Annotated in this window: 22 protein-coding genes; 10 read left to right on the forward strand and 12 right to left on the reverse strand. The window is 74.9% G+C overall.

Annotated elements, in window-relative coordinates; translation table 11 throughout:
• Nucleotides 1-57: 57 nt before the first annotated feature.
• From HA073_RS14215 to HA073_RS14230, 4 genes are all read right to left on the reverse strand, one after another.
• On the reverse strand, nt 58-609 hold the full coding sequence (locus HA073_RS14215; protein WP_166456611.1) for an ATP-binding protein: 552 nt from the start codon (nt 607-609) through the stop codon (nt 58-60).
• The gene (locus HA073_RS14220) at nt 606-1,580 is read right to left on the reverse strand and encodes a carbohydrate kinase family protein (protein ID WP_069088993.1); all 975 of its coding nucleotides are present in this window, start codon (nt 1,578-1,580) and stop codon (nt 606-608) included. The genes HA073_RS14215 and HA073_RS14220 overlap by 4 nt, the downstream gene beginning before the upstream one ends.
• 178 nt (nt 1,581-1,758) lie before the next feature.
• Nucleotides 1,759-2,127 (reverse strand): iron-sulfur cluster insertion protein ErpA, encoded by a 369-nt coding sequence (erpA, locus tag HA073_RS14225; protein WP_043329360.1) that lies wholly within the window; start codon nt 2,125-2,127, stop codon nt 1,759-1,761.
• A gap of 137 nt (nt 2,128-2,264) precedes the next feature.
• Nucleotides 2,265-3,425 carry a glycerate kinase gene (locus tag HA073_RS14230; RefSeq protein WP_205797307.1) on the reverse strand — a complete coding sequence of 387 codons (1,161 nt, stop codon included), beginning with the start codon at nt 3,423-3,425 and terminating at the stop codon, nt 2,265-2,267.
• A gap of 43 nt (nt 3,426-3,468) precedes the next feature.
• Here HA073_RS14230 and nadA point away from each other — a divergent pair, with 43 nt between their 5' ends.
• The 3 genes from nadA (at nt 3,469) to HA073_RS14245 (ending at nt 6,902) form a co-directional block, all read left to right on the forward strand.
• Entirely contained in the window at nt 3,469-4,644 is a 1,176-nt protein-coding gene (nadA, locus tag HA073_RS14235) for a quinolinate synthase NadA (protein ID WP_187693530.1), read from the forward strand.
• 214 nt (nt 4,645-4,858) lie between these two features.
• Nucleotides 4,859-6,214: a UDP-N-acetylglucosamine 1-carboxyvinyltransferase gene (gene murA / locus HA073_RS14240; protein WP_030500128.1), complete on the forward strand. Its 1,356-nt coding sequence runs from the start codon at nt 4,859-4,861 to the stop codon at nt 6,212-6,214.
• Between the two features lie 79 nt (nt 6,215-6,293).
• Nucleotides 6,294-6,902 (forward strand): DUF3043 domain-containing protein, encoded by a 609-nt coding sequence (locus HA073_RS14245; RefSeq protein ID WP_043329355.1) that lies wholly within the window; start codon nt 6,294-6,296, stop codon nt 6,900-6,902.
• A gap of 70 nt (nt 6,903-6,972) precedes the next feature.
• On the opposite strand, the gene HA073_RS14250 is transcribed toward HA073_RS14245, so the two are convergent.
• Both HA073_RS14250 and HA073_RS14255 read right to left on the reverse strand, forming a co-directional pair.
• A complete protein-coding gene (locus HA073_RS14250; RefSeq protein ID WP_069088991.1) occupies nt 6,973-7,281 on the reverse strand; it encodes an AzlD domain-containing protein in 309 nt (102 codons plus the stop codon).
• A complete protein-coding gene (locus HA073_RS14255) occupies nt 7,275-8,021 on the reverse strand; it encodes an AzlC family ABC transporter permease (RefSeq protein ID WP_069088990.1) in 747 nt (248 codons plus the stop codon). The genes HA073_RS14250 and HA073_RS14255 overlap by 7 nt, the downstream gene beginning before the upstream one ends.
• A gap of 67 nt (nt 8,022-8,088) precedes the next feature.
• Here HA073_RS14255 and HA073_RS14260 point away from each other — a divergent pair, with 67 nt between their 5' ends.
• Complete coding sequence (locus tag HA073_RS14260; RefSeq protein WP_043329354.1) at nt 8,089-8,649, forward strand: helix-turn-helix domain-containing protein; 561 nt, start codon at nt 8,089-8,091, stop codon at nt 8,647-8,649.
• On the opposite strand, the gene HA073_RS14265 is transcribed toward HA073_RS14260, so the two are convergent.
• From HA073_RS14265 to HA073_RS14275, 3 genes are read right to left on the reverse strand one after another with little or no spacing between them, the layout of a single operon-like run.
• Entirely contained in the window at nt 8,633-9,610 is a 978-nt protein-coding gene (locus tag HA073_RS14265) for an ATP-binding cassette domain-containing protein (protein WP_064448308.1), read from the reverse strand. The two genes, HA073_RS14260 and HA073_RS14265, sit on opposite strands and share 17 nt — an antisense overlap.
• Nucleotides 9,607-10,407 (reverse strand): ABC transporter permease, encoded by an 801-nt coding sequence (locus tag HA073_RS14270; protein WP_113972724.1) that lies wholly within the window; start codon nt 10,405-10,407, stop codon nt 9,607-9,609. The genes HA073_RS14265 and HA073_RS14270 overlap by 4 nt, the downstream gene beginning before the upstream one ends.
• Before the next feature lie 19 nt (nt 10,408-10,426).
• On the reverse strand, nt 10,427-11,278 hold the full coding sequence (locus HA073_RS14275) for an ABC-2 family transporter protein (RefSeq protein WP_064448306.1): 852 nt from the start codon (nt 11,276-11,278) through the stop codon (nt 10,427-10,429).
• Between the two features lie 162 nt (nt 11,279-11,440).
• Between HA073_RS14275 and HA073_RS30605 the strand changes: the two genes are divergently transcribed.
• Together HA073_RS30605 and HA073_RS14285 are read left to right on the forward strand one after the other, a co-directional pair.
• A complete protein-coding gene (locus tag HA073_RS30605) occupies nt 11,441-16,387 on the forward strand; it encodes a WG repeat-containing protein (RefSeq protein ID WP_240925765.1) in 4,947 nt (1,648 codons plus the stop codon).
• A gap of 61 nt (nt 16,388-16,448) precedes the next feature.
• Nucleotides 16,449-17,447, forward strand: a complete 999-nt coding sequence (locus HA073_RS14285; protein ID WP_030500117.1) for an aldo/keto reductase family protein — start codon at nt 16,449-16,451, stop codon at nt 17,445-17,447.
• Between the two features lie 51 nt (nt 17,448-17,498).
• Here HA073_RS14285 and HA073_RS14290 read toward each other — a convergent pair whose 3' ends face one another.
• Both HA073_RS14290 and HA073_RS14295 read right to left on the reverse strand, forming a co-directional pair.
• Nucleotides 17,499-18,293: a site-2 protease family protein gene (locus HA073_RS14290; RefSeq protein WP_166456612.1), complete on the reverse strand. Its 795-nt coding sequence runs from the start codon at nt 18,291-18,293 to the stop codon at nt 17,499-17,501.
• The gene (locus HA073_RS14295; RefSeq protein WP_043329344.1) at nt 18,290-18,490 is read right to left on the reverse strand and encodes a hypothetical protein; all 201 of its coding nucleotides are present in this window, start codon (nt 18,488-18,490) and stop codon (nt 18,290-18,292) included. Before HA073_RS14295 ends, HA073_RS14290 begins: the two co-directional genes overlap by 4 nt.
• Before the next feature lie 175 nt (nt 18,491-18,665).
• Here HA073_RS14295 and HA073_RS14300 point away from each other — a divergent pair, with 175 nt between their 5' ends.
• The 4 genes from HA073_RS14300 (at nt 18,666) to HA073_RS14315 (ending at nt 23,025) form a co-directional block, all read left to right on the forward strand.
• Nucleotides 18,666-18,875, forward strand: coding sequence for a hypothetical protein (locus HA073_RS14300; protein WP_018785377.1), 210 nt, complete (start codon nt 18,666-18,668; stop codon nt 18,873-18,875).
• Between the two features lie 48 nt (nt 18,876-18,923).
• The gene (locus tag HA073_RS14305) at nt 18,924-20,909 is read left to right on the forward strand and encodes a bifunctional adenosylcobinamide kinase/adenosylcobinamide-phosphate guanylyltransferase (RefSeq protein WP_166456613.1); all 1,986 of its coding nucleotides are present in this window, start codon (nt 18,924-18,926) and stop codon (nt 20,907-20,909) included.
• Complete coding sequence (gene cobS, locus HA073_RS14310) at nt 20,899-21,672, forward strand: adenosylcobinamide-GDP ribazoletransferase (protein WP_064448303.1); 774 nt, start codon at nt 20,899-20,901, stop codon at nt 21,670-21,672. Before HA073_RS14305 ends, cobS begins: the two co-directional genes overlap by 11 nt.
• A gap of 63 nt (nt 21,673-21,735) precedes the next feature.
• Entirely contained in the window at nt 21,736-23,025 is a 1,290-nt protein-coding gene (locus tag HA073_RS14315) for a DUF2314 domain-containing protein (protein WP_064448302.1), read from the forward strand.
• A gap of 42 nt (nt 23,026-23,067) precedes the next feature.
• Here the strand turns inward: HA073_RS14315 and gcvT are convergent, their stop codons facing one another.
• Complete coding sequence (gcvT, locus tag HA073_RS14320) at nt 23,068-24,192, reverse strand: glycine cleavage system aminomethyltransferase GcvT (RefSeq protein ID WP_064448301.1); 1,125 nt, start codon at nt 24,190-24,192, stop codon at nt 23,068-23,070.
• Between the last annotated feature and the right edge of the window lie 135 nt (nt 24,193-24,327).

Consider the following 24,327-nt stretch of genomic DNA (forward strand, 5'->3'; position numbering starts at 1 on the left):
AAGGGCCCCTTGTTAACGCCTCGGGTAGAGGAAGGGACCCTTCTTAACGCCCGACGTTCAGCTCAGGTACGCGAGGATGCCGGGCAGCGGGTCGGCCGCCACGGCGGTGTCGACCACCAGGCGGGGGCCGATCAGCGGCTCGTACTCGGCGCGGCGGCGCAGCGTCAGCTCCCAGGTGCCGTCCTCGGGCGGGCGGGCCTCGACCCGGCGCCGGTGCTCCTCCTCGTCGCCGCAGTGCACCTCGATCACCCGCAGCGGCACGCCGGCCCGTTCGGCCACGTCGTGCCAGAGGCCCCGGGCGCTGGCGACCGGGTTCACCGCGTCGACCACCACGCTGAGCCCCAGACCGAGCTGCACCTCGGCCAGCCCGGCGACCGCGCCGTACGCGGCCATGCCCGGCACGTCGCCGGTGAGGCCGTAGCGGTGCAGGGCCCGCTCGACCGGGTCGACCGGCAGGACCGGGGCGCGCAGCGCGACGCCGACCCGGGCGGCCAGGGTGGTCTTGCCCACGCCGGGCAGCCCGGCGAAGGCGACCAGAACCGGGCCGCCGGAGCCGGGGCGGACCGCCTCCGGGTCCACCCCGCCCGCCGGGACGGCCGCGCCGGTCACAGCAGGTGCGGCCGGACGTCCTCGGCGGCCGCGTCACCGTACGACTCGGCGAGTCGCTTCACGAACAGGTCACGGCGGACCTCGTACTCCTGGCCGCCGAAGTTCTCCAGCACCAGCGTGGCCAGCAGGCAGCCGACCTGGGCCGCCCGCTCCAGGCCGACGCCCCAGTCGAGCGCGGCGAAGAAGCCGGCCCGGAAGCCGTCGCCGACGCCGGTCGGGTCGACCGCCTGGATCTCCCGCGCGATCGGCACCCGGATCGTGCCGACGTCCCGGCCGGCGATCTCCACGCCCTGCTTGCCCAGCGTGGTGACCCGCACCTTGACCCGGTCGAGCAGCTGCTCGTCGGTCAGTCCGGCCTTGCTCTGCAGCAGCGACTTCTCGTACTCGTTGGTCATCAGGTAGTCGGCGCCCTCGACCAGGCCGAGCACGTCCGCGCCGTCCATCCGGGCGAGCTGCTGGGACGGGTCGGCGACGAAGGCGTAGCCCCGGTCCCGGCACTCGCCGGAGTGGCGGATCATCGCGGCCGGGTCGTTGGCGCTGACCAGCACCAGGTCGAGGCCGCCGAGGCGCTGCGCGACCGGGTGCAGCTCGATGTTGCGGGCCTCGCTCATCGCCCCGGCGTAGAAGGAGGCGATCTGGCACATGTCGGTGTCGGTGGTGCAGACGAAGCGGGCGGTGTGCGCCACCTCGCTGACGTGCACCGAGTCGCAGTCGACGCCGTGGCGCTCCAGCCAGGAGCGGTAGTCGGCGAAGTCGGCGCCGACCGCGCCGAGCAGCACCGGGCGCAGCCCGAGCTGGGCCATGCCGAACGCGATGTTGGCGGCGGTGCCGCCGCGCCGCAGGACCAGCTCGTCGACGAGGAAGGAGAGCGAGACCTTGTCGAGCTGGTCGGCGATGAGCTGGTCGGCGAAGCGGCCGGGGAAGCTCATCAGGTGGTCGGTCGCGATCGAGCCGGTCACGGCGATCTTCATGTCAACCCTCGGGGTCGGGAGCACGGCGCGGTCAGCCTACCGGCCCCCGGACCGGACGGACGGCGGTCGGTCACCAACCGGTCGATCAGCGCACATCCGGACGTCACCCCCAGGGGGTACGACGAAGCGGCGGGCCGCCCCACCGGGACGGCCCGCCGCTTGCGGTCGGTGCGTCGACTCAGCTGAAGGAGTCGCCGCAGGCGCAGGAGTTGCCCGCGTTGGGGTTGTCGATGGTGAAGCCCTGGGCGTCGATCCGGTCGGCGAAGTCGATGGTGGCGCCGGTCAGGTAGGGGGCGCTCATCCGGTCGACGACGACCTCGACACCGTCGAAGTCGGTGACGATGTCACCGTCGAGCGAGCGCTCGTCGAAGAACAGCTGGTACCGCAGGCCGGAGCAGCCACCCGGCTGCACGGCGACCCGGAGCCGCAGGTCGTCGCGGCCCTCCTGCTCGATCAGGGCCTTGACCTTCTGCGCCGCGACGTCGGTGAGGACGACGGTGCTGGGGGCCTTGGCCTCGGTCGACTCGGTCTGCGCTGGCGTGGTCACGTGGAAGTCTCCCTGCGCGGTATAGGTCCGGACGTCCTGGCCAACGCCGCACGTCCGCCAGTGATTCCCGGTGTGGTCCGTTTCGATCGTACGCCGCCGTCGGCGTCACCACCCGGCGGCGTGACCAGCGGAACCGGTCAGCGGCTCCACTGCCCGGCCAGCCGCGCGCCGAGCGCGCGCAGCCCTTCGGCCGGGCGGGTCATCGCCGCGTCCACTCCCCCGCGCTCCTCGCCGCCGAAGTGGTCGACCAGGCTGTACGCGTCGGTCACGCCGGCCGCCGCGGCCTCCCGCCGCCCGGTGCTCACCCGTCCCGCCAGCACCACGCAGGGCACGCCCCGGTCCCGGGCGGCGCCGGCCACGCCGGCGACCACCTTGCCGCGCAGCGACTGGTGGTCGAACGAGCCCTCGCCGGTGATCACCAGGTCGGCGGCGTCGAGCGCGGCGTCCAGCTTCACCGCGCGGGTGACCAGCCCGATGCCCGACTCGCACCGGCCGCCCAGCGCCAGCACGGCCGCGCCGAGGCCGCCCGCGGCGCCGCCGCCGGGCAGCGCGCCCAGACCGGGCGGGCAGCCCGGCAGGCGCTGCGTCAGCACGTCCGCCCAGCGGGTCAGCGCGGCGTCGAGCAGCAGCACGTCGGCCCGGTCGGCGCCCTTCTGCGGGCCGAAGACGCTGCTCGCGCCGTGCAGCCCGAGCAGCGGGTTGTCCACGTCGGTGGCGGCGACGAGCGTCGCGCCGCGCAGCCGCGGCTCGCCGTCGAGCGCGGCCACCGCGGTGAGCGCCGCGCCGCCGTACGGCAGCGCCCGGCCGGCGTCGTCGAGCGGCGTGACACCCAGCGGTACGAGCATCCCGGCGCCGCCGTCGTTGGTGGCCGAGCCGCCCAGCCCCACCACCACTGTGCGCGCGCCCGCCTCGACCGCGGCGGTGACCAGCAGCCCCAGCCCGTACGAGGTGGTGGCCTTCGGGTCCCGTTCGGCGTCGGAGAGCAGGTGCAGGCCGCACGCCTGGGCGCTCTCCAGGTACGCCGTGCCGTCGTCGGTGAGCAGGATCTCACCGGTGGCCGGGCGGCCCAGCGGGTCGACCGTGGGCACCGGCAGCCGACGTCCGCCGAGCGCGTCGGCGAGCACCTCGACGAACCCCGGTCCGCCATCGGCCAGCGGCCGGACCAGCAGTTCGTCGCCGGGGGCGACGTCCCGCCAGCCCTCGGCCACCGCGGCGGCCACCTCGGGGGCGGACAACGTGCCGGCGAACTTGTCCGGGCAGAGCAGCACGCGCATGCGCAGCAGTGTGGCAGGCCACATCGGGGACGGCTGCGCGGTGGTCGCGCTGTGGGACCATGGGGGCGTGACTTCGACCTGGGTTGAGCCGTCCAACACCGCCACGGCGCTGCTGCTCCTCGGCCGCGGCAGCGACCCCGCCACCGAACGTGGCGTGGAGTGTCCGGGTGATCTCCCCGCGCCGAGCGACCCCGACCTGGTGGCCCGCGCCGCCGCCGCGAAGGCCGCGCTCGGCACGAAGGTGTTCGTGCTGGGCCACCACTACCAGCGCGACGAGGTGATCCAGTTCGCCGACGTGACGGGCGACTCGTTCAAGCTGGCCCGGGAGGCGGCGGCGCGCCCTGATGCGGAGTACATCGTCTTCTGCGGCGTGCACTTCATGGCCGAGAGCGCGGACATCCTCACCTCGGACGCGCAGAAGGTGATCCTGCCCGACCTGGCGGCCGGCTGCTCGATGGCCGACATGGCGGTGCTGTCGCAGGTCGAGGCCGCCTGGGACACGCTCACCGACCTGGGCATCGCGGCGGAGACCGTCCCGGTGACGTACATGAACTCCTCGGCCGACATCAAGGGCTTCGTCGGCCGCAACGGCGGCGTGGTCTGCACCTCGTCGAACGCCAAGCGGGCCCTGGACTGGGCGTTCGAGCAGGGCCGCAAGGTGCTGTTCCTGCCCGACCAGCACCTGGGCCGCAACACCGCGGTGCTGGAGATGGGCTTCTCGCTCGACGACTGCGTGCTCTACGACCCGCACAAGCCGGGCGGCGGGCTGACCGCCGAGCAGCTGCGGGACGCGAAGATGATCCTGTGGCGCGGCCACTGCTCGGTGCACGGCCGGTTCACGCTCGACAGCGTCAACGACGTACGCGAGCGGGTGCCGGGCGTGAACGTGCTGGTGCACCCGGAGTGCCGGCACGAGGTGGTGAACGCCGCCGACCTGGTCGGCTCGACCGAGTTCATCATCAGGACGATCGAGGCGGCCCCGGCCGGCTCGGCGTGGGCGGTGGGCACCGAGCTGAACCTGGTACGCCGGCTCGCGCTGGCCCACCCGGACAAGCAGATCATGTTCCTCGACCGGGCGGTCTGCTACTGCTCGACGATGAACCGGATCGACCTGCCGCACCTGGTGTGGGCGCTGGAGGAGCTGGTCGCCGGCCGCGTGGTGAACCAGATCACCGTCGATCCGGAGACCGCCCGACACGCCCGGTCGGCGCTGGACCAGATGCTCGCGCTTCCGGGAGCGTGATCACCCTCGGTCACCCCACTGGCACGTAAACGCACCGGACACCCCGGTTCGTGCCCTCGCTGGTGATGTGACCGATTCCATTTTCGTCACGGAGGGCTATGCTGCCGGGGCGACGACACACGCGGCCCGTTTTCCCATGACCGCGTTCCGGGTAGCGATGAACTTCGTGCACCCATCACTAGACACGGCAGCACCCAACGCGCTGGAGGTTGCGTTGACCGACGACGTCCTGGTCGTACACGGAGGCACTCCGCTGGAAGGGCGGATCCGCGTCCGCGGCGCGAAGAACCTGGTGTCCAAGGCGATGGTCGCCGCCCTGCTCGGCGACACACCCAGCCGGCTGTTCGACGTGCCGCGTATCCGTGACGTCGAGGTGGTCCGCGGTCTGCTCGGCCTGCACGGCGTCAAGGTCAGCGACGGCGACGAGGAGGGCGAGCTGGTCTTCGACCCCTCGAACGTCGAGAGCGCCAGCACCGACCAGATCAACGTGCACGCCGGTTCCAGCCGGATCCCGATCCTGTTCTGCGGCCCGCTGCTGCACCGGCTCGGCCACGCCTTCATCCCCGACCTGGGCGGCTGCCACATCGGCCCGCGTCCGATCGACTTCCACCTCCAGGCGCTGCGCGAGTTCGGCGCCACCGTCGACAAGACGCCGGAGGGCCTGCACCTGTCCGCGCCCAACGGGCTGCACGGCACGAAGTTCGCGCTGCCGTACCCGAGCGTGGGCGCCACCGAGCAGGTGCTGCTCACCGCGGTGATGGCCGAGGGCGTCACCGAGCTGCGCAACGCGGCGGTCGAGCCGGAGATCATCGACCTCATCTGCGTGCTGCAGAAGATGGGCGCGATCATCAAGGTGCACACCGACCGGGTGATCGAGATCCAGGGCGTCAAGAAGCTGCACGGCTACACCCACCGGCCGATCCCGGACCGGATCGAGGCGGCCAGCTGGGCGGCGGCGGCGCTGGCGACCCGCGGTCACGTCGAGGTGCTGGGCGCCCAGCAGGCCGACATGATGACCTTCCTGAACATCTTCCGCTCGGTCGGCGGCGAGTACGAGGTCACCGACCTGCGCCCGCCGCGCGGCGGCAGCCCCGGCCAGGAGGGCGGCATCCGCTTCTGGCACCCGGGCGGCGAGCTGAACGCGGTGGCGCTGGAGACCGACGTACACCCGGGTTTCATGACCGACTGGCAGCAGCCGCTGGTGGTCGCGCTCACCCAGGCCCGCGGCCTGTCGATCGTCCACGAGACGGTCTACGAGCAGCGGCTCGGCTACACCGAGGCGCTGAACACGATGGGCGCCAACATCCAGGTCTACCGGGACTGCCTCGGCGGCACCCCGTGCCGCTTCGGCCGGCGCAACTTCAAGCACTCCGCGGTGATCGCCGGGCCGAGCAAGCTGCACGCCGCCGACCTGGTCATCCCGGACCTGCGGGCCGGGTTCAGCCACCTCATCGCGGCGCTCGCCGCCGAGGGCACCTCCCGGGTGTACGGCGTGGACCTGATCAACCGCGGCTACGAGGACTTCGAGGCCAAGCTGGCCGACCTCGGCGCGCACGTCGAGCGTCCCTGACCGTCCCGTTCAACCGTCCGTCCGCGCCCGGTGCACCCGTGATGTGCACCGGGCGCGGCCGGTTGGCTACCCTTGCCGCGTGCCGTCGCTGTTTCGCCGCAAGTCCGCCGACCTCGTCGAGGAGTCCGTCACCACTGTGACGACCGACGAGGAGTCCGCCGCCGCCCGTCCCCGGGGCTACACGCCCAGCAAGAAGGAACTCGGGCAGGTCACGCCGAAGCGCCCCGTCGCCGGCCGCCGGCCGACCGCGCCGGCCAAGCCGCTGACCAAGGAGGAGGCCCGCGCGCAGCGCCGCGCCGCCCGCGCCGAGGCCGCCGCCGAGTTCCGGCGCGAGGGCGGCCCGCGTGACCGGGGGCCCGAGCGGCTGCTGGCCCGCAACGTGGTCGACTCCCGGCGTACGGTCGGCACCTGGTTCTTCGGCGGCGCGCTGATCGTGCTGGTCGGTTCCAACCAGGCCATGCCGCCGATCGTGCGGCTGCTGTCCAACCTGCTGTGGGGCGCGCTGGCGCTCGGCGTGCTGATCGACTCGGTGCTGATCTCCCGGAAGATCAAGCGGCTGGTCCGCGAGCGCTTCCCGAAGAGCACCGAGAAGCTCGGCTCGCTCTACTTCTACGCGATCATGCGGTCGATCACGTTCCGCCGGATGCGCGCTCCCGCGCCCCGGGTGAACATCGGCGACAAGGTCTGACCGGCCCCGCTCCGAAATCGGCCCCTTCCCGCTCCGGCGGTGCGGGGCCGTTCTCGTGCGAGGGCCGGCGTCAGTCCACCCCGAGCAGGCGCAGCACCGCTGTAGTGGCCGCCGCCGCGACCACGACCAGCACGAACGGCGCCCGGCGCCAGGCCAGCACCAGGCCGATCAGCACCCCGGCGGGGCGGGCGTACCCGGCGAAGCCACCGGCCTCGGTCAGCGCCGCGGTGGCGGCGAGCGCGGCCAGCAGCGTGGCGGCGCCGACCGGCAGCAGGTGGCGGGCCCATTCGGGCAGGTCCAGCCGGTCCCGCAGCAGCACCCCGGCGACGCGGAAGCCGTAGGTGCCGGCGGCCAGCGCGAGGATCACGGCGATCAGCACGAGACCTCCCCGGCCCGCACGCTCCGATCATCAGCCGCCTCGTCAGCGGTCCGGGGTGGCGCGGCGGGCGGGCGGCGGCGGGCCAGCAGCGGCAGGGCCAGCGCGGCGAGCGCGAGCAGCACCGGCAACCCGGCCGGCAGCAGCGGCGTGGCCAGCACGGCCAGGCCGGCGCCGGTCAGCGCCACCCGGCGGGTCTCCCGGTCGCGCAGGCTGGGCAGCAGCAGCGCGGCCAGCCCGGCCGGGAACGCGGCGTCGAGTCCCAGCGCGGCCGGGTCGCCGGCCGCGCCGCCGGCGAGCACGCCGAGCGCGGTGCCGGTGTTCCAGGCCAGGAAGAGCAGCACCCCGGCGAGCCAGAACGCCCGGCGCCGCCCCGGACCGGCCGGGCGGGCCAGCGCGAACGCGGTCGCCTCGTCGGTCATCAGGTGGCTGCCCAGCAGCCGCTGCCAGCGCCGGGAGCCGAGCGCGCCGCCGAGGGCCAGGCCGAACGGCAGGTGGCGGGCGTTGAGGAGCAGGCCGGCGAGGACCGCCGCGAGCGGACTGCCGGCCACGACGAGCCCCACCGCCATGAACTGGGCGCCACCGGCGTAGACGACCGCGGACATGGCGAGCGTGGCCCAGGCGGGCAGGCCGGCGGCTACCGCCACGGCGCCGAACGACGCGCCCACGGCGAGCATCGCCGCGCCGATGGCGGCGACGTCGCGGAGCACCCGGGCGTCGCCCGTTCGGTATGCCGTACGCATGTCCATTATCCTGAACGCGAGAACGCTTGTTCGTCAAACCGAACAAACCGACCGTTGGAGCGAACACATGGCGATCGACCCCGCTCCCCCACTCGCGACCATCGCCGCCGCGCTACGCCGCGAACGCGAACGGGCCGGCCTGTCGCTCACCGAGCTGGCCCGCCGCGCCGGCATCGCCAAGTCCACCCTGTCCCAGCTGGAGTCCGGTTCCGGCAACCCCAGCGTGGAGACGCTCTGGGCGCTCGGCGTGGCGCTGGACGTACCGTTCAGCCGCCTGGTCGAACCACCCGCCGCCGCCGTGCGGGTGGTCCGGGCCGGCGAGGGCCCCCGGATCCGCTCCGAGCACGCCGACTTCTCCGCCACCCTGCTCGCCGCCGGAGCGCCGCACGCCCGGCGGGACGTCTACGTGATGGAACTGGAACCCGGCGCGGTACGGATCGCCGAGGCGCACACCCCGCGCAGCGTCGAGCACGTCGTGGTGGCCGCCGGACGGATGCGCGTCGGCCCGGAGACCGACCCGGTCGAGCTGGGACCCGGCGACTACGTCACCTTCCCCGGCGACACCCCGCACCGGTACGAGGCGCTGGCCCCCGGCACGTTCGCCGTACTCGTCATGGAGCACCCGTGACCGCGGCCGGCGCCCGGTAGAGCCGCGCCACGACCTCCTCGATGTCCGGCTCCACGATCGAGATGTCCCGCAGCGTGGCCAGGCCGGCCAGCCCGGCCACCACCTCGGCGACGCTCGCCCGTTCCAGCGCGAAGACCAGCCGCCGCCCGTCCGCCTCCACCCGCTGCACCGGCGCGCCGGGCAGCACCGGCGGCTCGGGCAGCGCCGCGTCCAGCTCGGCGACCACCATCCGGCGCGAGCCGTACCGGCGGTGCAGCTCGGCGATCGACCCGTCGTGCACCACCCGCCCGTGGTCGATCACCACGAGCCGCCGGCACAGCCGCTCGATGTCGGCCAGGTCGTGCGTGGTGAGCACCAGCGTGGTGTCGCCGGCCCGGCCCAGCTCGGCCAGGAAACCGCGCACCGCCTGCTTGCTCACCACGTCCAGGCCGATCGTCGGCTCGTCCAGGAACAGCACCTCCGGGCCGTGCAGCAGCGCCGCGGTCAGCTCACCGCGCATCCGCTGACCCAGCGAGAGCTGCCGGACCGGCGTGTCCAGGAACCCGTCCAGGTCGAGCAGGTCCCGGCAGCGGGCCAGCCGGGCCGCGTGCTCGCCGGCCGGCACCCGGTAGACGTGCCGCAGCAGGTCGAACGAGTCCCGCAGCGGCAGGTCCCACCACAGCTGCGAACGCTGCCCGAACACCACGCCGATGCGCAGCGCCAGCCGGGTCCGGTCGGCCACCGGGCGCAGCCCGCACACCCGGGCCCGCCCCGACGACGGCGTCAGCACGCCGGTGAGCATCTTCAGCGTGGTCGACTTCCCGGCCCCGTTCGGGCCGATGTAGCCGAGCATCTCGCCGCGCTCCACCCGCAGGTCGACCCCGTCGACGGCGGTCACCGTCCGCTTCTCACGCCGCAACCGCCCGGCCCGGACCCGGACCGTGAACTCCTTGCGCAGCCCGTCCATCTCGATGACGCTCATGACCCCGTACTCCGGTAGTGACGGACCCCGACGCGCCAGGCCAGGGCGGCCAGCGCCGCCGCGACCACCGCGACCCCCGGCGCGGCCCAGCCCGCCCAGGACGGCAGGCCGAGCGGGTCGGCGCGGCCCAGCAACGCCAGCGCCGGGTGGTAGCTGACAAAGGCGAACCCCATCCCGTACGCGAACAACGCGCGGAACCAGCCGCCGTACACGGTGACCGGGTACGAGGTGAAGTCACGCCCGCCGTAGGTGACCGAGTTGGCCAGCTCGCCCGAGTCGACCCAGTAGAACGACACCGTCGCGGTCAGCACGAAGACCGAGGCGAAGAAGACCACGGCGGCCAGCGGCGCGACGACCGCCAGCGCCACCCGGCCCGGTGTCCAGTCGATCCCCGCCGAGACCAGCGCGAACAGCAGCACGGCGAGCCCGAACACGGCCCGGGACAGCTTACGCAGCGGCAGGTCCATCAGCAGCAGCTGCGGCAGCGCGCCGAGCGGACGGACCAGCACCGCGTCGAACAGGCCGGTGCGCACGTACCGGGGAAGCCGTTCGATGTTGCCGACCAGCAGGTCGGCGGTGGCGAAGCCGCACGCCGACAGCCCGACCACGACGAGCGTCTCGCGCAGCGTGAAGCCGCCCAGCTCCCGCGTCACACCGAAGATCACCAGGACCGTGACCACGTCGAACACCGTCGCGCCCACGTTGCCGACCAGGTCCACCACGAACGACGTGCGGTACGCCGCCTGCGAACGCGCCTGCGCGCCGAGCAGCGCCCGGTACGCCCGCAGTTCAGCCACCCCGGGCGCGCTGTCGCGCTCAGCCACCCTGGACCACCAGGCGGCGCTCGGCGCGGCGCTGCACCAGCCGGCACAGCGCCAGCAGCGCCACCACCCAGGCGGCCTGCACCCCGACCAGGGCGAGACCGGTGGACATCGGCTCCCGCTCCACCAGCACGTCCAGCGGCACCTGAAGGATGCTGGGGAACGGGGTCGCGTACCGCAGGACTGTCTCCAGCGGGCCGGGCAGGAACCCGAGCGGGAAGTAGAGCCCGGCCAGCACGCCCGAGCCGAGCGTCCACAGGATCATCGGCCCTCGGACGTCCTGCAGCCAGTACGCGGTGGCGTTCACCAGGTAGCGGCAGCCGAAGCAGACCACCACCGCGAGCAGCACGGAGAGCAGGAACAGCGGCACCGTTGCCCAGTGCCGGGGCACGTACACCGCGAAGAAGAACGGGCCGATCACCAGCGGCGGCACCAGCCGGGCCAGCGCCGCGAACCCGGCCCGGCCCAGGTCGGTGGCGAGGTAGCTGGTCACCGGGTGCACCGGTCGCAGCAGGTCGGCAGCCACCTCACCGGTACGGATCCGGTCCGCCAGGTCGGTCCAGCCCCAGATGGCGATCACCGCCAGCAGCCCCTGGCCGGCCCAGACGAACGTGGCGAGCTGCGCCCTGTCGTAGCCGGCCACGGTGCCGGCCGCGCCGGTCGCGGCGAGGAAGATGTAGCAGCGCAGGAAGCCGAACACGGTGTTGGTGAACAGCCCCGCCACGGCGGCCTGACGGTAGGTCGCGTGCCGCCGGAACCCGGCCGCCGCGATCGCGCCGAATGTCCGAAACCATGGGGTAACGTGTGCGCCGGTGGGTGGTGCCACAGTGGCGGTGACCGAGCCCACGCCGTTACCCTCCTTCCGCAGCCACGACGTGCTGGACCGGGCGACTGTACCGGCACGTCCGGCGCCCCAGCGCGCGAATTTCCAATGAGGTGACACCGCCGTGAGCGAGCGACGCGAGCCGGCCCCGGGGCCGTCCCGCGCGAGCGGCCGGAGGGGTTGCCGATGAGTGGCTGGGGGAGCTGGCGCGAGCCGGCCGAACCGGCCTGGGCCGCCGAGCCCACCCACGAGTGGCAGCCGCAGTTCCCGGGGCAGCGCTACCCGGGTGACATCGGCATCGAGAACCTGACGCCGCGCCGCCGTACCGTGGTCGGCCGCGCCGAGGTACGCCCGGTCGGCCCCGCGCCCGACGCCGACCCGTACCCGGTCAGCCCAGCAGGCGCGCACCCGGTCAGCCCGGCCGGGTTCCACCCCGTCAGTCCCGCGCCCGACACCGATCCGTATCCGGTCAGCCCGGCCGGCGCGAACCCGGTCAGTCCCGCCGGATTCCACCCGGTCAGCCCGGCGGGTCCGCACGGCCCGCACCCCGCCGGCCCGGTGGGTCCCGCGGGTCCGCGCGACGCGTACCCCGTCAGTCCGGCCGGCCCGCGCGGCACGTACCCGACCAGTCCGGCCGGCCCACGCGGCACGTATCCGACCAGTCCAGCCGCCCCACATGGCACGCACCCGACCGGTCCCGCCGGTCCGCGCGGGGCCGAGCAGCCGGGGTCCGGCGGTCCACACGGTGGCGGCCCGGCCGGTCCGGCCACGTCCCGCGGGGCGTACCCGGCCGGGCCCAGGGATCACGGCGGCCAGCGCCCCGCCGGCCGCCCTCCGGACGACCGCCGCGGGCACCCCGCGGACGGGCGGCGGCCCTGGCCGGAGGATCGGCGCCGCACCGGCCCGCCCACGCCGCCCGAGCAGCGGCTCGACCAACGCTGGGTGCGCCCCGAGGCCGCACCGCGCCGGCCGTCCCAGCCCGGCTGGATGCCGGAGCCGAACGAGTTCCCGCACCATGGCGAGCGCCGGGCCGACCGCCCGCACCAGGCCGACGGACGCCGCGCCCCGGTCGAGGGCCCGCCTGCCGTGTCGGAACAGCGGTGGGGCTCGGCGTCCGACGCGCGGCGGGACCACTCCCCCGCCGGGCGCCGCGAGTCCATGCCCGACGGACGCCGCGACCGCTTCCCGGACGAGCGCCGGGAGCCGCCGTCCGACGGGCGGCGTGACCACGGCGCCGGGCGCCCGGCCGATCGGCGCGACGACGCCGTGCCGCCGCTGGAGCGGGGCGCGGCCGGGTGGGGCCAGCCGGGCCGGGACGGTTGGCGCGGCACCGACGGTGACGGCTGGCGTGACCCGAGCCGGCGTCCCCCGGCGGAGCGGCGTGAGCCGGTGGACGGCCGGCCCTTGGCAGACGGACGTGCGCCGGGCCGGGAGGCCGCCGCGTACCCGGAGACCCAGCGCCGGGCGCCTGAGAACGGGCCTCCGCAGACCGAGCCCGACCGGTACGGCGCACCGCGTCCCGGCGCCGACCAGCGGTGGCAGGGTCAGCGCCCGCCGGTCGACCGGTCCCGCCCGCACCAGGGCGAGTGGCCCATCATCGAGCCGCGGCCCCGTCCCGAGACGGACACGCGCCGGCCGGACGAACGGCAGCGCCCACCCGTGGAGCGGCCGGCGCCGCAGCGGTACCCGATGCCGCCGTCCGACGCCACCCGGCCGCCCACCGTGATGCCCCGTCCCGAGCCCAGTCGGCCACAGCCGGATGCCGCTGCCCGCCCCGAGACCCGTGCCCCGCAGTGGCCGGTGCGGCCGGACGAGCGCAGGTCGGCGCCGCCCGACGAGCGCAGGTCGGCGCCGCCGGTGCAGTGGCCGGTGCGGCCGGCCGGTCACCCGCCGCCCCGGGTCGCCGACGGCCGGGAGACGGCACCTGTCGAGCCGGCCGCACACACCCGTCCCGATGACCGTCCCCGGGTCGCCCCGGTACGGCCCGATCCGGTGCCGCCGCCGGCCACGCCCGGGCGTTCCGGGGAGGGCTCGGCCGCGCCTCGGACCGGCGACACCCCGCGTCCGGCACCTCCTGCGCCGCAGGCCGGCGTGCCCGTCGCGGACGCTCCCGTTTCCGGAGCGTCCGCCCCCGCCGCGCCGCAGGCCGACATGCCTGGCGCGGGCAGCCCCGCTTCCGGCGCGGTCACCCCCGTTCCGCCTCCTTCCGACGCGCACGTCTCCCGTGCGCCCACGTCCGGAGCGCCCACTTCTAAAGCGCAGCGTCCGGGTGGCGCGGCACCGACGGACCGGAGCGAGGGCGCGGCCCGGCCCACGCCGTCGCAGGACGGGACCGCCGAGCGTCACGGCCCGCCTTCTTCCGACCCGGTGAACACGGCGCAACCCCCCGCGAGGGCTCGCCCGGCACCGCCTGCCTACTCCGGTTCCGTGCCCGCACAGCAGACCGCGGGCAGGCCGCCCGTACCCACACCGGCCGAGCAGCTACCCGACGTCAGGCCCGCCGACTCGGTGGAGCACCCGGCCCCGATCGCGCCCCGGCCAGTCGTGGAGAGCGGCGCCATCGGCGAGCCCGAGGCCGGACCGGACGCCGAGGCCAAGCCGTCGGATGTGGATGCCGGTCGTCGGCGCGAGTCCGAGGTGCAGGCTCCGTCCACGTCGGCCCCTGACGCCGACCGGCCCTACGCCGACGTCAGTGCCCGTCCCGCGCCCGGCACAGGACGGACGGAACCCGGCCCGGCTGTCGACCGGACCGGCGAGCCATCGGAGCGAGCCGAGCACCCCCGCCCGGGGGCGACAACCGCTCCGCCCTCCCCGGCCACGGACTCCGGCGCCGAGGCATGGTTCCGTCCCAGCCAGCCCGCCGCCCCCGCCCAGACACCGGAACCGCCGGAGATCTTGGACGATTTCGGCCCCCCTGGGGGCCATTTCGTACCAAGATCTGTGGCAGACCGGGCCGAGCCGGCGACGATTCGTACCCCCGAGGTGGCCGAGGCCGGGTCCGGTACCGGCTCGACGCCGCCCGCTACCGGCGTCACCACACCATCCGACGCCGCAACCAGCGACGCCACACCGAGCGCCCCTGCCGCCACCGACATCAGCACCAACGCAAACACCGACACCGACACCGACGAATCCACGAGCACCGCGGACCCGGCGGCCGGACACCTGGACACACCGGACGGGACCGCTTCCGGCGGGGAGAACGCGGGCAACCGCATGCCCGCCACCGGCACGTCCGCCGACACCGGAAGCGGCCGGCCGGCCACCGACGCCGAGCCGCCGGTCACTGTGGATGCCGGGCAGGACGCCACGGATTCAGAGGCTGGCGGCGGGAGCCAGACAGCCGGCGAGCCGGGCGGGGCCGGTCACGTCGAGGAACCGGCCACCACACCGGAGCCGACCGGCAGCATCCGGGCCGACGCCGACATCACCGCCTCGCCACTGGAGTCTCCGGGCAGCCGAGCCGAAGCCGACCTCACGAGCATCGCGACCCCGCAATCGGCACCCGCCGGCACCGAGCCCGCCGGCATCACGATCCCGCAGCCGCAGGCCGCCGACACCCCGGCCACCGCGCCCGGCGAGGACTCCGACGGCGAGACCGCACCGACCGGTGACCCGGACCGCGCCCCCGCCGAGCCCGCGGCCGGCGGCAAGCCCGCACCCGACACCGACACCACAACCGTCGACCCGGAGCACGACCGCGAGCCCGCACCACCCGAGCCCGCCGACGAGCCGACCGCTCAGACCGACGACGCGCCGACTCCCCGTACCGAAGAAGCGGACACCGAAGCGGACGCCGAACCGGCCGGACCGCCGCCGCCCCCGGCGGACCCGGAGCAGGCCCTCGCCGCGGTCGGCTGGCGGCTGGATCCGCGTACGCTGCGCGAGGAGGCGCCCGATCCGGCGCAGTTGCGGCTGATCCGGGACGGCCTGACCGGCAAGCTCGACACCACACTGGACAACCGTGGCCGGGCCCGGCTGCTGAGCCTGCGCGCGGTGGCGTCGCGGATCCTCGGCGACCTGGACGACGCGCTCGGGGACGCGCGGCTGGCAGTCACGTACGCGGAGACGACGGGTGAGCTGCGGCGTACCGCGTTGGCCCGGGCCCGTCTCGCGGAGGCGCTGCGGTGGCGGGGTGACCACGCGGAGGCCGACCGGCTCTTCGCCGAGACGAACTCGCCGGAGCTGCCGGACCCGCTGCGCGCGTTGCTGCACGAGCACGCCGGGCGGAGCTGCTACGACCAGGGACGGCTGACCGAGGCGTGCCTGCACTTCGAGCGGGCGCTGGACCTGCGCCACGGCGAGGACGCGGCGATGAACGCGCGCGTCGAGGTGGCGCTGGACGCGATCGCGGAGCGGGCCGCCGCCGACGGTTTCGGTCCGGCCCCGCGCCGGCCCGAGGAGGTGCTCGGCGCGCCGCGTCTCCCGGTGGCGACGTTCGACGAGGAGCAGCAGCTCTGGGGGTACGCGAACGCCGACGGCGAGATGGTGATCGCGCACCGGTACGCCGAGGTGCAGCCGTTCCACGAAGGGCTGGCCTGGGTACGCCGTCCGGAGGCGTCCCGCTGGGCGCTGATCGACACGTCCGGCGCGGCGCTGATCGAGGCGAACAACGGCTACCGGGCGGTGGGCGCCTTCTCCGAGGGGCTGTCCTGGGTGTCGATGGACGGCAAGGGCCGCTGGATGGCCGTGGACCGGATGAACATCGTGCGGATCCCGCCCGGGTACGAGGAGGTCAGGTCGTTCCGCAACGGACTGGCGGCGGTACGGCAGAACGGCGGCTGGGGCGCGGTGGACCTCACCGGCGAGGTGGTGGTGCCGACCCGGTACCACGGTCTCGGCACGCCGCTGGCCGACGGACGGAAGGTGGACGGGTTCACCGCCGACGGCCTGGCCGTGGTCGAGCTGGCCGGCCGCCGGGGCGTGGTGGACCGCGCCGGGCGGGTGGTGGTCACGCCGGCGTACCCGACTGTGGTGGTGCATCCGGTGGCGTTCATGGTCGCCACGGAGTCGGGCCGGTGGGGCGCGCTGGACCGGCGCGGCGACCCGCTCATCGACCCGGTGCATCCCGGCCGCGCGGCGGTGGTCGCGGAGATCGACCGTCTGCTCGCCGACGCCAGCCCGGTGCTCTGACCCGCGCCCGGCGGGGAGCGCCGGACGGCGGTCGCCACCGGGCAGGACTAGGGTCGGGAGCATGGAATTCCGTCACCTGGGCCGCTCCGGCCTGATGGTCAGCGAGATCTCGTACGGCAACTGGATCACCCACGGCTCACAGGTCGAGGAGGACGCCGCGCTCGCGTGCGTCCGCGCCGCTCTCGACAGCGGCATCACCACGTTCGACACCGCCGACGTGTACGCCGGCACCCGGGCCGAGTCGGTGCTCGGCCGCGCGCTCAAGGGTGAGCGCCGCGAAGGGCTGGAGATCTTCACCAAGGTCTACTGGCCGACCGGGCCGGGCCGCAACGACAGGGGCCTGTCCCGCAAGCACATCATGGAGTCGATCGACGGCTCGCTGCGCCGCCTGCAGACCGACCACGTCGACCTCTACCAGGCCCACCGGTACGACTACAGCACGCCGCTGGAGGAGACGATGGAGGCCTTCGCCGACGTCGTACGCTCCGGCAAGGCGCACTACATCGGCGTCTCCGAGTGGAAGGCGTCGCAGCTGCGCGAGGCGCACGCGCTCGCCCGTGAGCTGCGCATCCCGCTGATCTCCAACCAGCCGCAGTACTCGATGCTGTGGCGGGTCATCGAGACCGAGGTGATCCCGGCCAGCGAGGAGCTGGGCATCGGTCAGATCGTCTGGTCGCCGATGGCGCAGGGCGTGCTGTCCGGCAAGTACCTGCCGGGCCAGCCGCCGCCCGCCGGCTCCCGCGCCACCGACGAGAAGTCCGGCGCGAACTTCATCGCGCGGTTCCTCAACGACGACGTGCTCACCCGGGTGCAGCGGCTCAAGCCGCTGGCCGAGCAGGCCGGGCTGACGATGGCGCAGCTCGCCGTCGCGTGGGTGCTGCAGAACCCGAACGTCGCCTCGGCGATCGTCGGCGCGTCCCGGCCCGAGCAGGTGCACGACAACGTGAAGGCGGCGGGCGTGAAGCTCGACGCCGACCTGCTGAAGGCGATCGACGAGATCGTCGAGCCGGTCACCGAGCGGGACCCGGCGAAGACCGAGAGCCCGGCGCAGCGTCCGTGACGTCGCGTCGTTCCCGGGCCGGCTCGCTCCGGCCCGGGAACGGCCGGTCGGCTACTGCCAGAAGCGGATCAGGGCGTAGCCGATCTGGTACAGCTCCCGCGGCAGCCCGAGCGCGTCGCCGACGGCGAACACCGCGCCGAAGAACGCCCGGTTGATCTGCGGGCTCCACAGCAGCGCGAACAGCAGGATGAAGCCGTACGGGGCGAACAGGTCGTACATCCGCCGGTAGGCGGGGCTGAGCCAGGGCTGGAGCATGTTGCCGCCGTCCAGGCCCGGTACCGGCAGCAGGTTGAGCACGCTGGCGGTGAGCTGGAGGAACGCGAGCAGCCCGACACCGGCCCAGAACTCCAGCGGCCCGCCCAGCTCGGGGCCCCACACCACCGCGGCCACCAGCACCAGCGTGAACAGCACGTTTGTGGCCGGCCCGGCCAGGCTGACCAGCGTGTGCCGCAGCCGGCCCGGGATGGCGTGCCGGTCCACCCAGACCGCGCCACCGGGCAGGCCGATGCCGCCGAGCAGCACCACGACCACCGGCAGCACGATCGACAGCAGCGGGCTGGTGTACTTCAGCGGGTTGAGCGTCAGGTAGCCCCGGTGGGCGATGTCCCGGTCACCGGCCCGGTACGCGACCACGGCGTGGGCGTACTCGTGCAGGCACAGTGAGACCAGCCAGCCGGAGACCACGAAGAGGAACACGTCGAACCGGACGTTGCCGTACCGGTTCCAGGCCATCACCCCGCTGGCCACGAAGAGCGCGACCAGGGCCAGGAAGATCGGGCTCGGCCGGAACGCCGCCCGGGGCACGCCGAGGACCAGCGGCTCGCCGGGGCGGTCGTAGCCGGTCATTCGGCCGGGGGTTGCAGGCTCATCCGGTAGTCCACCCGGTCGTCCTCGACCAGCACGACGGTGGTGACGCCGGATGCCGCGAGCTCCCGCCAGGTCTGGCCGATCCACGACTCGGCGTCCGCCTGGCTCGTGAACGACTCGTCCGGCCCGTCGACCGCGTCGCCGTTCGTGCCCTCGTACCGCCAGCTCCACGCCATGCCGCGTCTCCCCTCGCCGCCGTCGTCCCGCAGGACGCCAAACCTCCGCAAGCCTAGTCGCCCGCCCACGACGCTTCACCCCTCGACCGGCGCGGGCCGACGCGCGGGTGCCCGCAAGGTTCGGCCGTCACCAGCGGGGTATCCACGCCGGACGTCGTCAGCGAGGGAGGACACCATGCGGCCGTTGCGGGAGATGGACACCGAGGAGATACGGGCGATGGCGGTACGCGGCGGCATCGAGGCGGCCCACGAGATGGACCGGGAGGAGCTGCTCGACGCGCTTCTCGCCCGCCCCGGCGAGGGAGCCTGGCAGGAGGATCCGAAGCCGGTTGACGTGAATCCCAACGACTATCGCTTCGAGGCCCCCGAGCGCCGACCGCGATGAGCCACCTCTCACTGCCCCGCCGGGGCGGCGGCATCTAAGGTACGGAGCATGTCCGTTGACGGGTGGCACACCCTCCTGGTGCTCGGCGGTATCCGCTCCGGCAAGTCCGAGATCGCCGAGTCGCTGGTCGCCGACGCGCCCACGGTCCGGTACGTGGCGACCGCCCCGGCCGGGGATCCCGAGGACACCGAGTGGGCGGCCCGCCTCGCGACGCACCGCGCCCGCCGGCCGGGGAGCTGGACCACCGAGGAGACGGCCGCGAACCCGGGCCGACTGGTCGAGGTGATCGCCGCCGCCGGGCCGAACGAGACGCTGCTCGTGGACGACCTGGGCGGCTGGGTGACGATGCTGCTCGACCCGGCCCACCAGCCGGCCGACGACACCGCCACGATCGCCGAGCTGGCCGCGGCGGTGCGCTCCAGCACCGCCCGGCTGGTGCTGGTCAGCCCCGAGGTGGGCCTGTCCCTGGTGCCCACCACGCCGCTCGGCCGGGCGTTCACTGACGCGCTCGGCGCCGCCAACCGCGCGGTCGCCGACGCCTGCGACGCGGTCGCGCTGGTGGTCGCCGGTCAGACCACCTGGCTCAAGCCGGCCGCTCCGGCCCACGCCGTGCCGCCCGCCGGCACGTCGCCCGAGGCCGGGCCGAGCCGCGACGCGGCGCCCCAGGTCGCGACATCCTGGGCCACGGCACCCCGGCCCGCGCCGGACCAGGCCGCGCCGACCGGAGCCGCCGCGAACCGGACCGCACCGGCTCAGGCCGTACCGGCCGACCTCGGCGCCGGGGACGTGACGCTGCCCGAGGTACTCACCCCGGCCGCCGCCCCGCTGCCCGCCCCGGCCGCGTCCGACGAGCCCGGCACGGGCGACTGGGCCGCCCCCACCATGGCGCTGCCGATGATCGCCACCGGCCTGGTGATCCAGCCGGGCATGGAACTGCCGATGCCGGACGACTACACCGGTCCGCAGGCGGTCGACCGGCTCGCCACGCTCGACCTTCCCGGCGCCGGTCTGGGCGTGCTGGAGCAGGTGGTCGGCTTCGCGGCCGCCACCCAGGGCACCTCGATGCCGCGGCCGTGGGACTCGGTGCGCGTACTGCTGATCCAGGGCGACCACGAAGGCGGCGTGTCGGCCGGCGCGCCGGCCGGTGAGTCGGCCCGCCGGGCCCGGCAGGCCCGCGCCGGCCGGGGCGCGCTGGCCCGGCTGGCCGCCGAGAACCGCGCCGACCTGCAGATCGTCGAGGCGCCCACGTCGGCGCCAATCGAGGACCGCCCGGCCCTGCCCGGCGACGAGGTGGAGGCGGCGCTGCGTTACGGCTGGCGGCTCGCCGAGCAGGCCGCCGACGCGGGGGTGCAGTTGCTGGTGCTCGCCGCGTGCGGTGCGGGCGCCGAGGCCGCCGCCGCGGCGGTGCTCGCGGCCACCGCGGGCGCGGAGCCGCCCACCGTGCTCGGCCGGGTGATCACCGAGCAGGGCGAGATCGACGACACCGCCTGGATGGTCCGCTGCGCGGCGGTACGCGACGCGCTGCACCGCACCCGCCGCTCGTCCCGCGAGGCCAAGGACATCCTGGCCGAGCTGGGTGGCGGCGACATCGCGCTGGCCACCGGCGTCCTGCTGGGCGCCACCGCCCGTAAGGTGCCGGTGCTGCTGGACGGCCCGGTCGGCACCGCCGCCGCGATGGTCAGCCGCGACCTGGCCGGGCAGGCGCGGCACTGGTGCCTGCTGCCCGACCACGGCGGCCGTCCGGGTGTGCGGCTGGCCGCCGACGTGCTCGGCCTGACGCCGCTGGTGGACCTGCGGCTCGACCTGGGCGAGGGGGCGACCGCGCTGGCCGCGCTGCCGCTGCTGCGCTCCGCGCTGACGCTCGCCGCCACGCTGCCGGCGCACCCGTCGCTGGGCGGCCCCGACGACGACGGCGACACCGGCGACGGCCGGACCGGCGACGAACCGGACTTCGCCGAGCCGGAGCCGGCCGGGCCGGGACCGACCACGATCGGGTCCGACGAGCCGGTCTCCCCCGGCCGACGTGCCGACTGAGGCGCGGCTCGCCGACGGCATCCGGCTGGCGCTCACCACGTTCACCACCGCACCGGTACGCGCCGGCCGGGTCGACCGGGCCGCCGCCGGCACCGCGATGGCGCTCGCCCCGCTGGTCGGCGCGCTGCTCGGCGCCGTACTCGGCGGGGCGCTGCTGCTCACCGGCGCGCTCGCGCCACCGCTCGTCGCCGCCGTGGTCACGGTGGGGCTGGGCGCGCTGCTCACCCGGGGCCTGCACCTGGACGGGCTGGCCGACACCGTGGACGCGCTCGGCTCGTACCGGCGTGGTCCGGCCGCGCTGAAGATCATGAAGCAGCCGGACGTCGGCCCGTTCGGGGTGGTCGCGCTGGTGGTCGTACTCCTGCTCCAGAGCGCGGTGCTCGCGGAGCTGGCCGGGCGGGACGCCCTCGCCGCGTTCGCCGCCGTGGTCGCGGCCACCGCGGCCGGGCGGCTCGCTGTGGGCCTGGCCTGCCGGCGCGGCGTGCCGGCCGCGCGGCCGGAGGGCCTGGGCGCGCTCGTGGCCGGCACCGTCGGGTGGGGCGCGCTGGCGCTCGGCGCGGTCGCCGTCGCGCTGGCGGCCGTGCCCGCGGCGCCGGACCGTCCGTGGCAGGGGCCGATCGCCGTGCTCGGCGCGCTCGCCGTCGCGGCCGGGCTGCTCCGGCACCTGGTACGCCGCTTCGGCGGCATCACCGGCGACGTGCTCGGGGCGCTCGTGGAGATCGTCACCACGCTGTCCTACCTGGGACTGGTGCTGACCGGCTGAGCGTCACCGGTCCGGGCGGGTAGCGTTCGGGGCGAGTGCACCGGCGCGGTCGAGGGGGACGGCATGCTCATCACGGACGACTTCCTGCCGGTACCGGTGCCCGAGTCGCTCGACGCGACCTATCTGGTGCCGATCACCGGCCTGCCCAAGGTGAGCCCGAAGACCGCAGTGGAAGGGCTGGCCGGGCGGCTCGCCGAGCCGGTGCACGGGCTGGCCAAGCAGATGCTCGACAGCCCGCTGATGACCGTCGACACCCGTACCGTCGACGAGTTCCCCGAGCTGCCGCCGGACCTGCTCACCGCGTTCGGCGCCACCGAGGAGCAACTGGCCCGGCTGGCCGCCGCCACCCACCTGGTGGTGGTGCAGGCCGAGTACCGGCCGGGCTGGCCGCCCGCGCACGAGTGGGCCGCCCGCGCGGTGGCCGCGGCGGTCGCCGAGACGGTCGGCGGGGACGTGGTGGACGTCTTCGGGCTCCAGTTCCTCGACCCGGCGGCGGCGCTGCGCTCGCTGCCCGACGAGCAGGGCCGGATCCGGCTCGTCGACTGGGTGCTGGTGCCCTACTCCTCGGACTCCGACGGGCTGTGGTTCACCACGAAGGGGCTGCGCCGGTTCGGGCTGCTGGAGTTGCAGGCCCAGGGCGTGCCGGACCACCTGACCCGGGCGTGGGGCGCGGTGATGACCGGCGCGGCCCGGCGGCTGCTGCGGGACTGGACCGACGGGCTCGCCGGTGAGGAGGTGCCGGCGTTCGTGCAGCTTCCCGTGCTGGCCACGGTGACCGGGCACGACATCGCCGTGGCGTACGGCAATCCGGAGCAGCACGGCGCGACCGCACCGGTGCTGCTGCGGCTGGAGCTGGACCCGGCCACCGACCCGGACGCCGACTCGTTCCTGAGCCTCAACCCGCCGCCCGGGCATCCGGGTCCGCCCGGCCGCTACTTCGCCGCCGCCTGCGCGACGCTGTTCAACGGCATCCAGCCGGACGTGCGCTACACCCGCACCGGGGACGCGATGAGCCGCGCGGTGGAGACCGCCCGGGAGGCGCTCGGCGACATCCGGGCCCGGTTCCTGGCCGGGCGGCTGCCCGAGGAGAGCCAGCTCGTGGTCAAGTACGGGCTGCCCGGCGACGACGGCCCCGAGTACGTCTGGGCCGGGGTGACCTCGTGGGAGAGCCCGGAACGGATCGTCGGCGCGAGCGCCAGCGACGCCAACACCGACCCGAACGTACGGATCGGCTCCCCCGTGGTGGTGGAGGCGTCGGACGTGGTCGACTGGGCGGTGCTGGACGGCACCGGCGTGCTGGAGGGCGGCTGGACGCAGGCAGTCCTCGACGCCGGGGAGCGCGGCGAGGACTGACCCGCGCGGCTCAGCGCGCCGAGCGCCGATCCGCCTCCGGCCTCAGCGCACCGAGGGCTTGACGAACGGCGGCCGGGTCAGGCGCATCCGGGCACGGCGGCCCCGGATGTCCACCTCCAGCTCCTCGCCGTCGGCCAGCTTCGGGTCGGTGTCGACGAGCGCCAGCGCGACGCCGTGCTTGAGCGTCGGGCTGAACGTGCCGCTGGTGACGGTGCCGACCTGCCGGTCGCCCGAGTACACGGCCATGCCGGGGCGCGGGATGGCCCGGTCGACAGCGGTCAGGCCGCGCAGCGTACGGGCGGGTCCGGCGGCCTTCTCGGCGCGCAGCGCGTCGCGGCCCCAGAACGCCGGCTTGTCCCAGCCCACCGCCCAGCCGGAGCGGCCCTGCACCGGGGTGATCTCCGGGGACAGGTCCTGCCCGTGCAGCGGATAGCCCATCTCGGTGCGCAGCGTGTCCCGGGCGGCCAGGCCGCAGGCGCGGACGTCGCCGGCTGCGGCGAAGAGCGCGTCCCAGACGGCGACCGCGTGCTCGGACGCCACGACCAGCTCGTAGCCCAGCTCGCCGGTGTAGCCGGTGCGGCACACGGTCAGCTCCACCCCGTCGAGCGTGGCGGTGGAGAAGCTCATGTAGTCGTGCCCGGTGGGCAGGCCGAGCGCGCCCAGCAGGTCCGCCGAGCGCGGGCCCTGGACGGCGAGCACCGCGTACGCCTCGTGCTCGTCGGTGACGGTGACACCGGCGGGCGCGGCGGCGCGCAGCCGGCGGGCCACCTCGGCGGTGTTCGCGGCGTTGGGGATCAGGAAGACGTGGTCGTCGGCGTGCAGGTAGGCGATGATGTCGTCCACCACGCCGCCGGTGGCGTCGTCGCAGCAGAGCGTGTACTGCGCCTGACCGGGAGCGATCCGGCCGAGGTCGTTGGTGAGGCAGGCGTTGACGAAGTCCGCCGCGCCCGGCCCGGTGACCCGGATCTTGCCCAGGTGCGAGACGTCGAACACGCCGACGCCCTCACGGACGGCGGTGTGCTCCTTGAGCACGCCGCCACCGGCGTACTCCAGCGGCATCTGCCAGCCCCCGAAGGGGGCGAACTTCGCGCCGAGCGCGGTGTGCCGCTCGTGCAGCGGGGAGCGGCGCAGCCGGGTCTCGGCGGCGTCGGAGGTCACCTCGGTCATGGGTGGCAACTTACCGGCCGCGACGACTGTGGTTAGCATCGGCGGGATCCCGTCGGCGCGCATCGGCGGGACACCCACGCCTTCCGGCGGGTAGGTTGCCGCCGGAGACACCTTCACCGCCGGTACGCGACGACG

It is taken from the genome of Micromonospora sp. CMU55-4, from assembly GCF_011602315.1.
GTDB lineage: Bacteria > Actinomycetota > Actinomycetes > Mycobacteriales > Micromonosporaceae > Micromonospora > Micromonospora chalcea.

What these genes read in the sequence shown, in the direction of transcription:
- HA073_RS14220 (WP_069088993.1), bottom strand. Translation starts at nt 1,580, where the DNA reads ATGAAGATCGCCGTGACCGGCTCGATCGCGACCGACCACCTGATGAGC.
- HA073_RS14230 (WP_205797307.1), bottom strand. Translation starts at nt 3,425, where the DNA reads ATGTGGCCTGCCACACTGCTGCGCATGCGCGTGCTGCTCTGCCCGGAC.
- HA073_RS14255 (WP_069088990.1), bottom strand. Translation starts at nt 8,021, where the DNA reads ATGCGTACGGCATACCGAACGGGCGACGCCCGGGTGCTCCGCGACGTC.
- HA073_RS14260 (WP_043329354.1), top strand. Translation starts at nt 8,089, where the DNA reads ATGGCGATCGACCCCGCTCCCCCACTCGCGACCATCGCCGCCGCGCTA.
- HA073_RS14265 (WP_064448308.1), bottom strand. Translation starts at nt 9,610, where the DNA reads ATGAGCGTCATCGAGATGGACGGGCTGCGCAAGGAGTTCACGGTCCGG.
- HA073_RS30605 (WP_240925765.1), top strand. Translation starts at nt 11,441, where the DNA reads ATGAGTGGCTGGGGGAGCTGGCGCGAGCCGGCCGAACCGGCCTGGGCC.
- HA073_RS14285 (WP_030500117.1), top strand. Translation starts at nt 16,449, where the DNA reads ATGGAATTCCGTCACCTGGGCCGCTCCGGCCTGATGGTCAGCGAGATC.
- HA073_RS14290 (WP_166456612.1), bottom strand. Translation starts at nt 18,293, where the DNA reads ATGACCGGCTACGACCGCCCCGGCGAGCCGCTGGTCCTCGGCGTGCCC.
- HA073_RS14295 (WP_043329344.1), bottom strand. Translation starts at nt 18,490, where the DNA reads ATGGCGTGGAGCTGGCGGTACGAGGGCACGAACGGCGACGCGGTCGAC.
- HA073_RS14300 (WP_018785377.1), top strand. Translation starts at nt 18,666, where the DNA reads ATGCGGCCGTTGCGGGAGATGGACACCGAGGAGATACGGGCGATGGCG.
- HA073_RS14305 (WP_166456613.1), top strand. Translation starts at nt 18,924, where the DNA reads ATGTCCGTTGACGGGTGGCACACCCTCCTGGTGCTCGGCGGTATCCGC.
- HA073_RS14315 (WP_064448302.1), top strand. Translation starts at nt 21,736, where the DNA reads ATGCTCATCACGGACGACTTCCTGCCGGTACCGGTGCCCGAGTCGCTC.
- gcvT (WP_064448301.1), bottom strand. Translation starts at nt 24,192, where the DNA reads ATGACCGAGGTGACCTCCGACGCCGCCGAGACCCGGCTGCGCCGCTCC.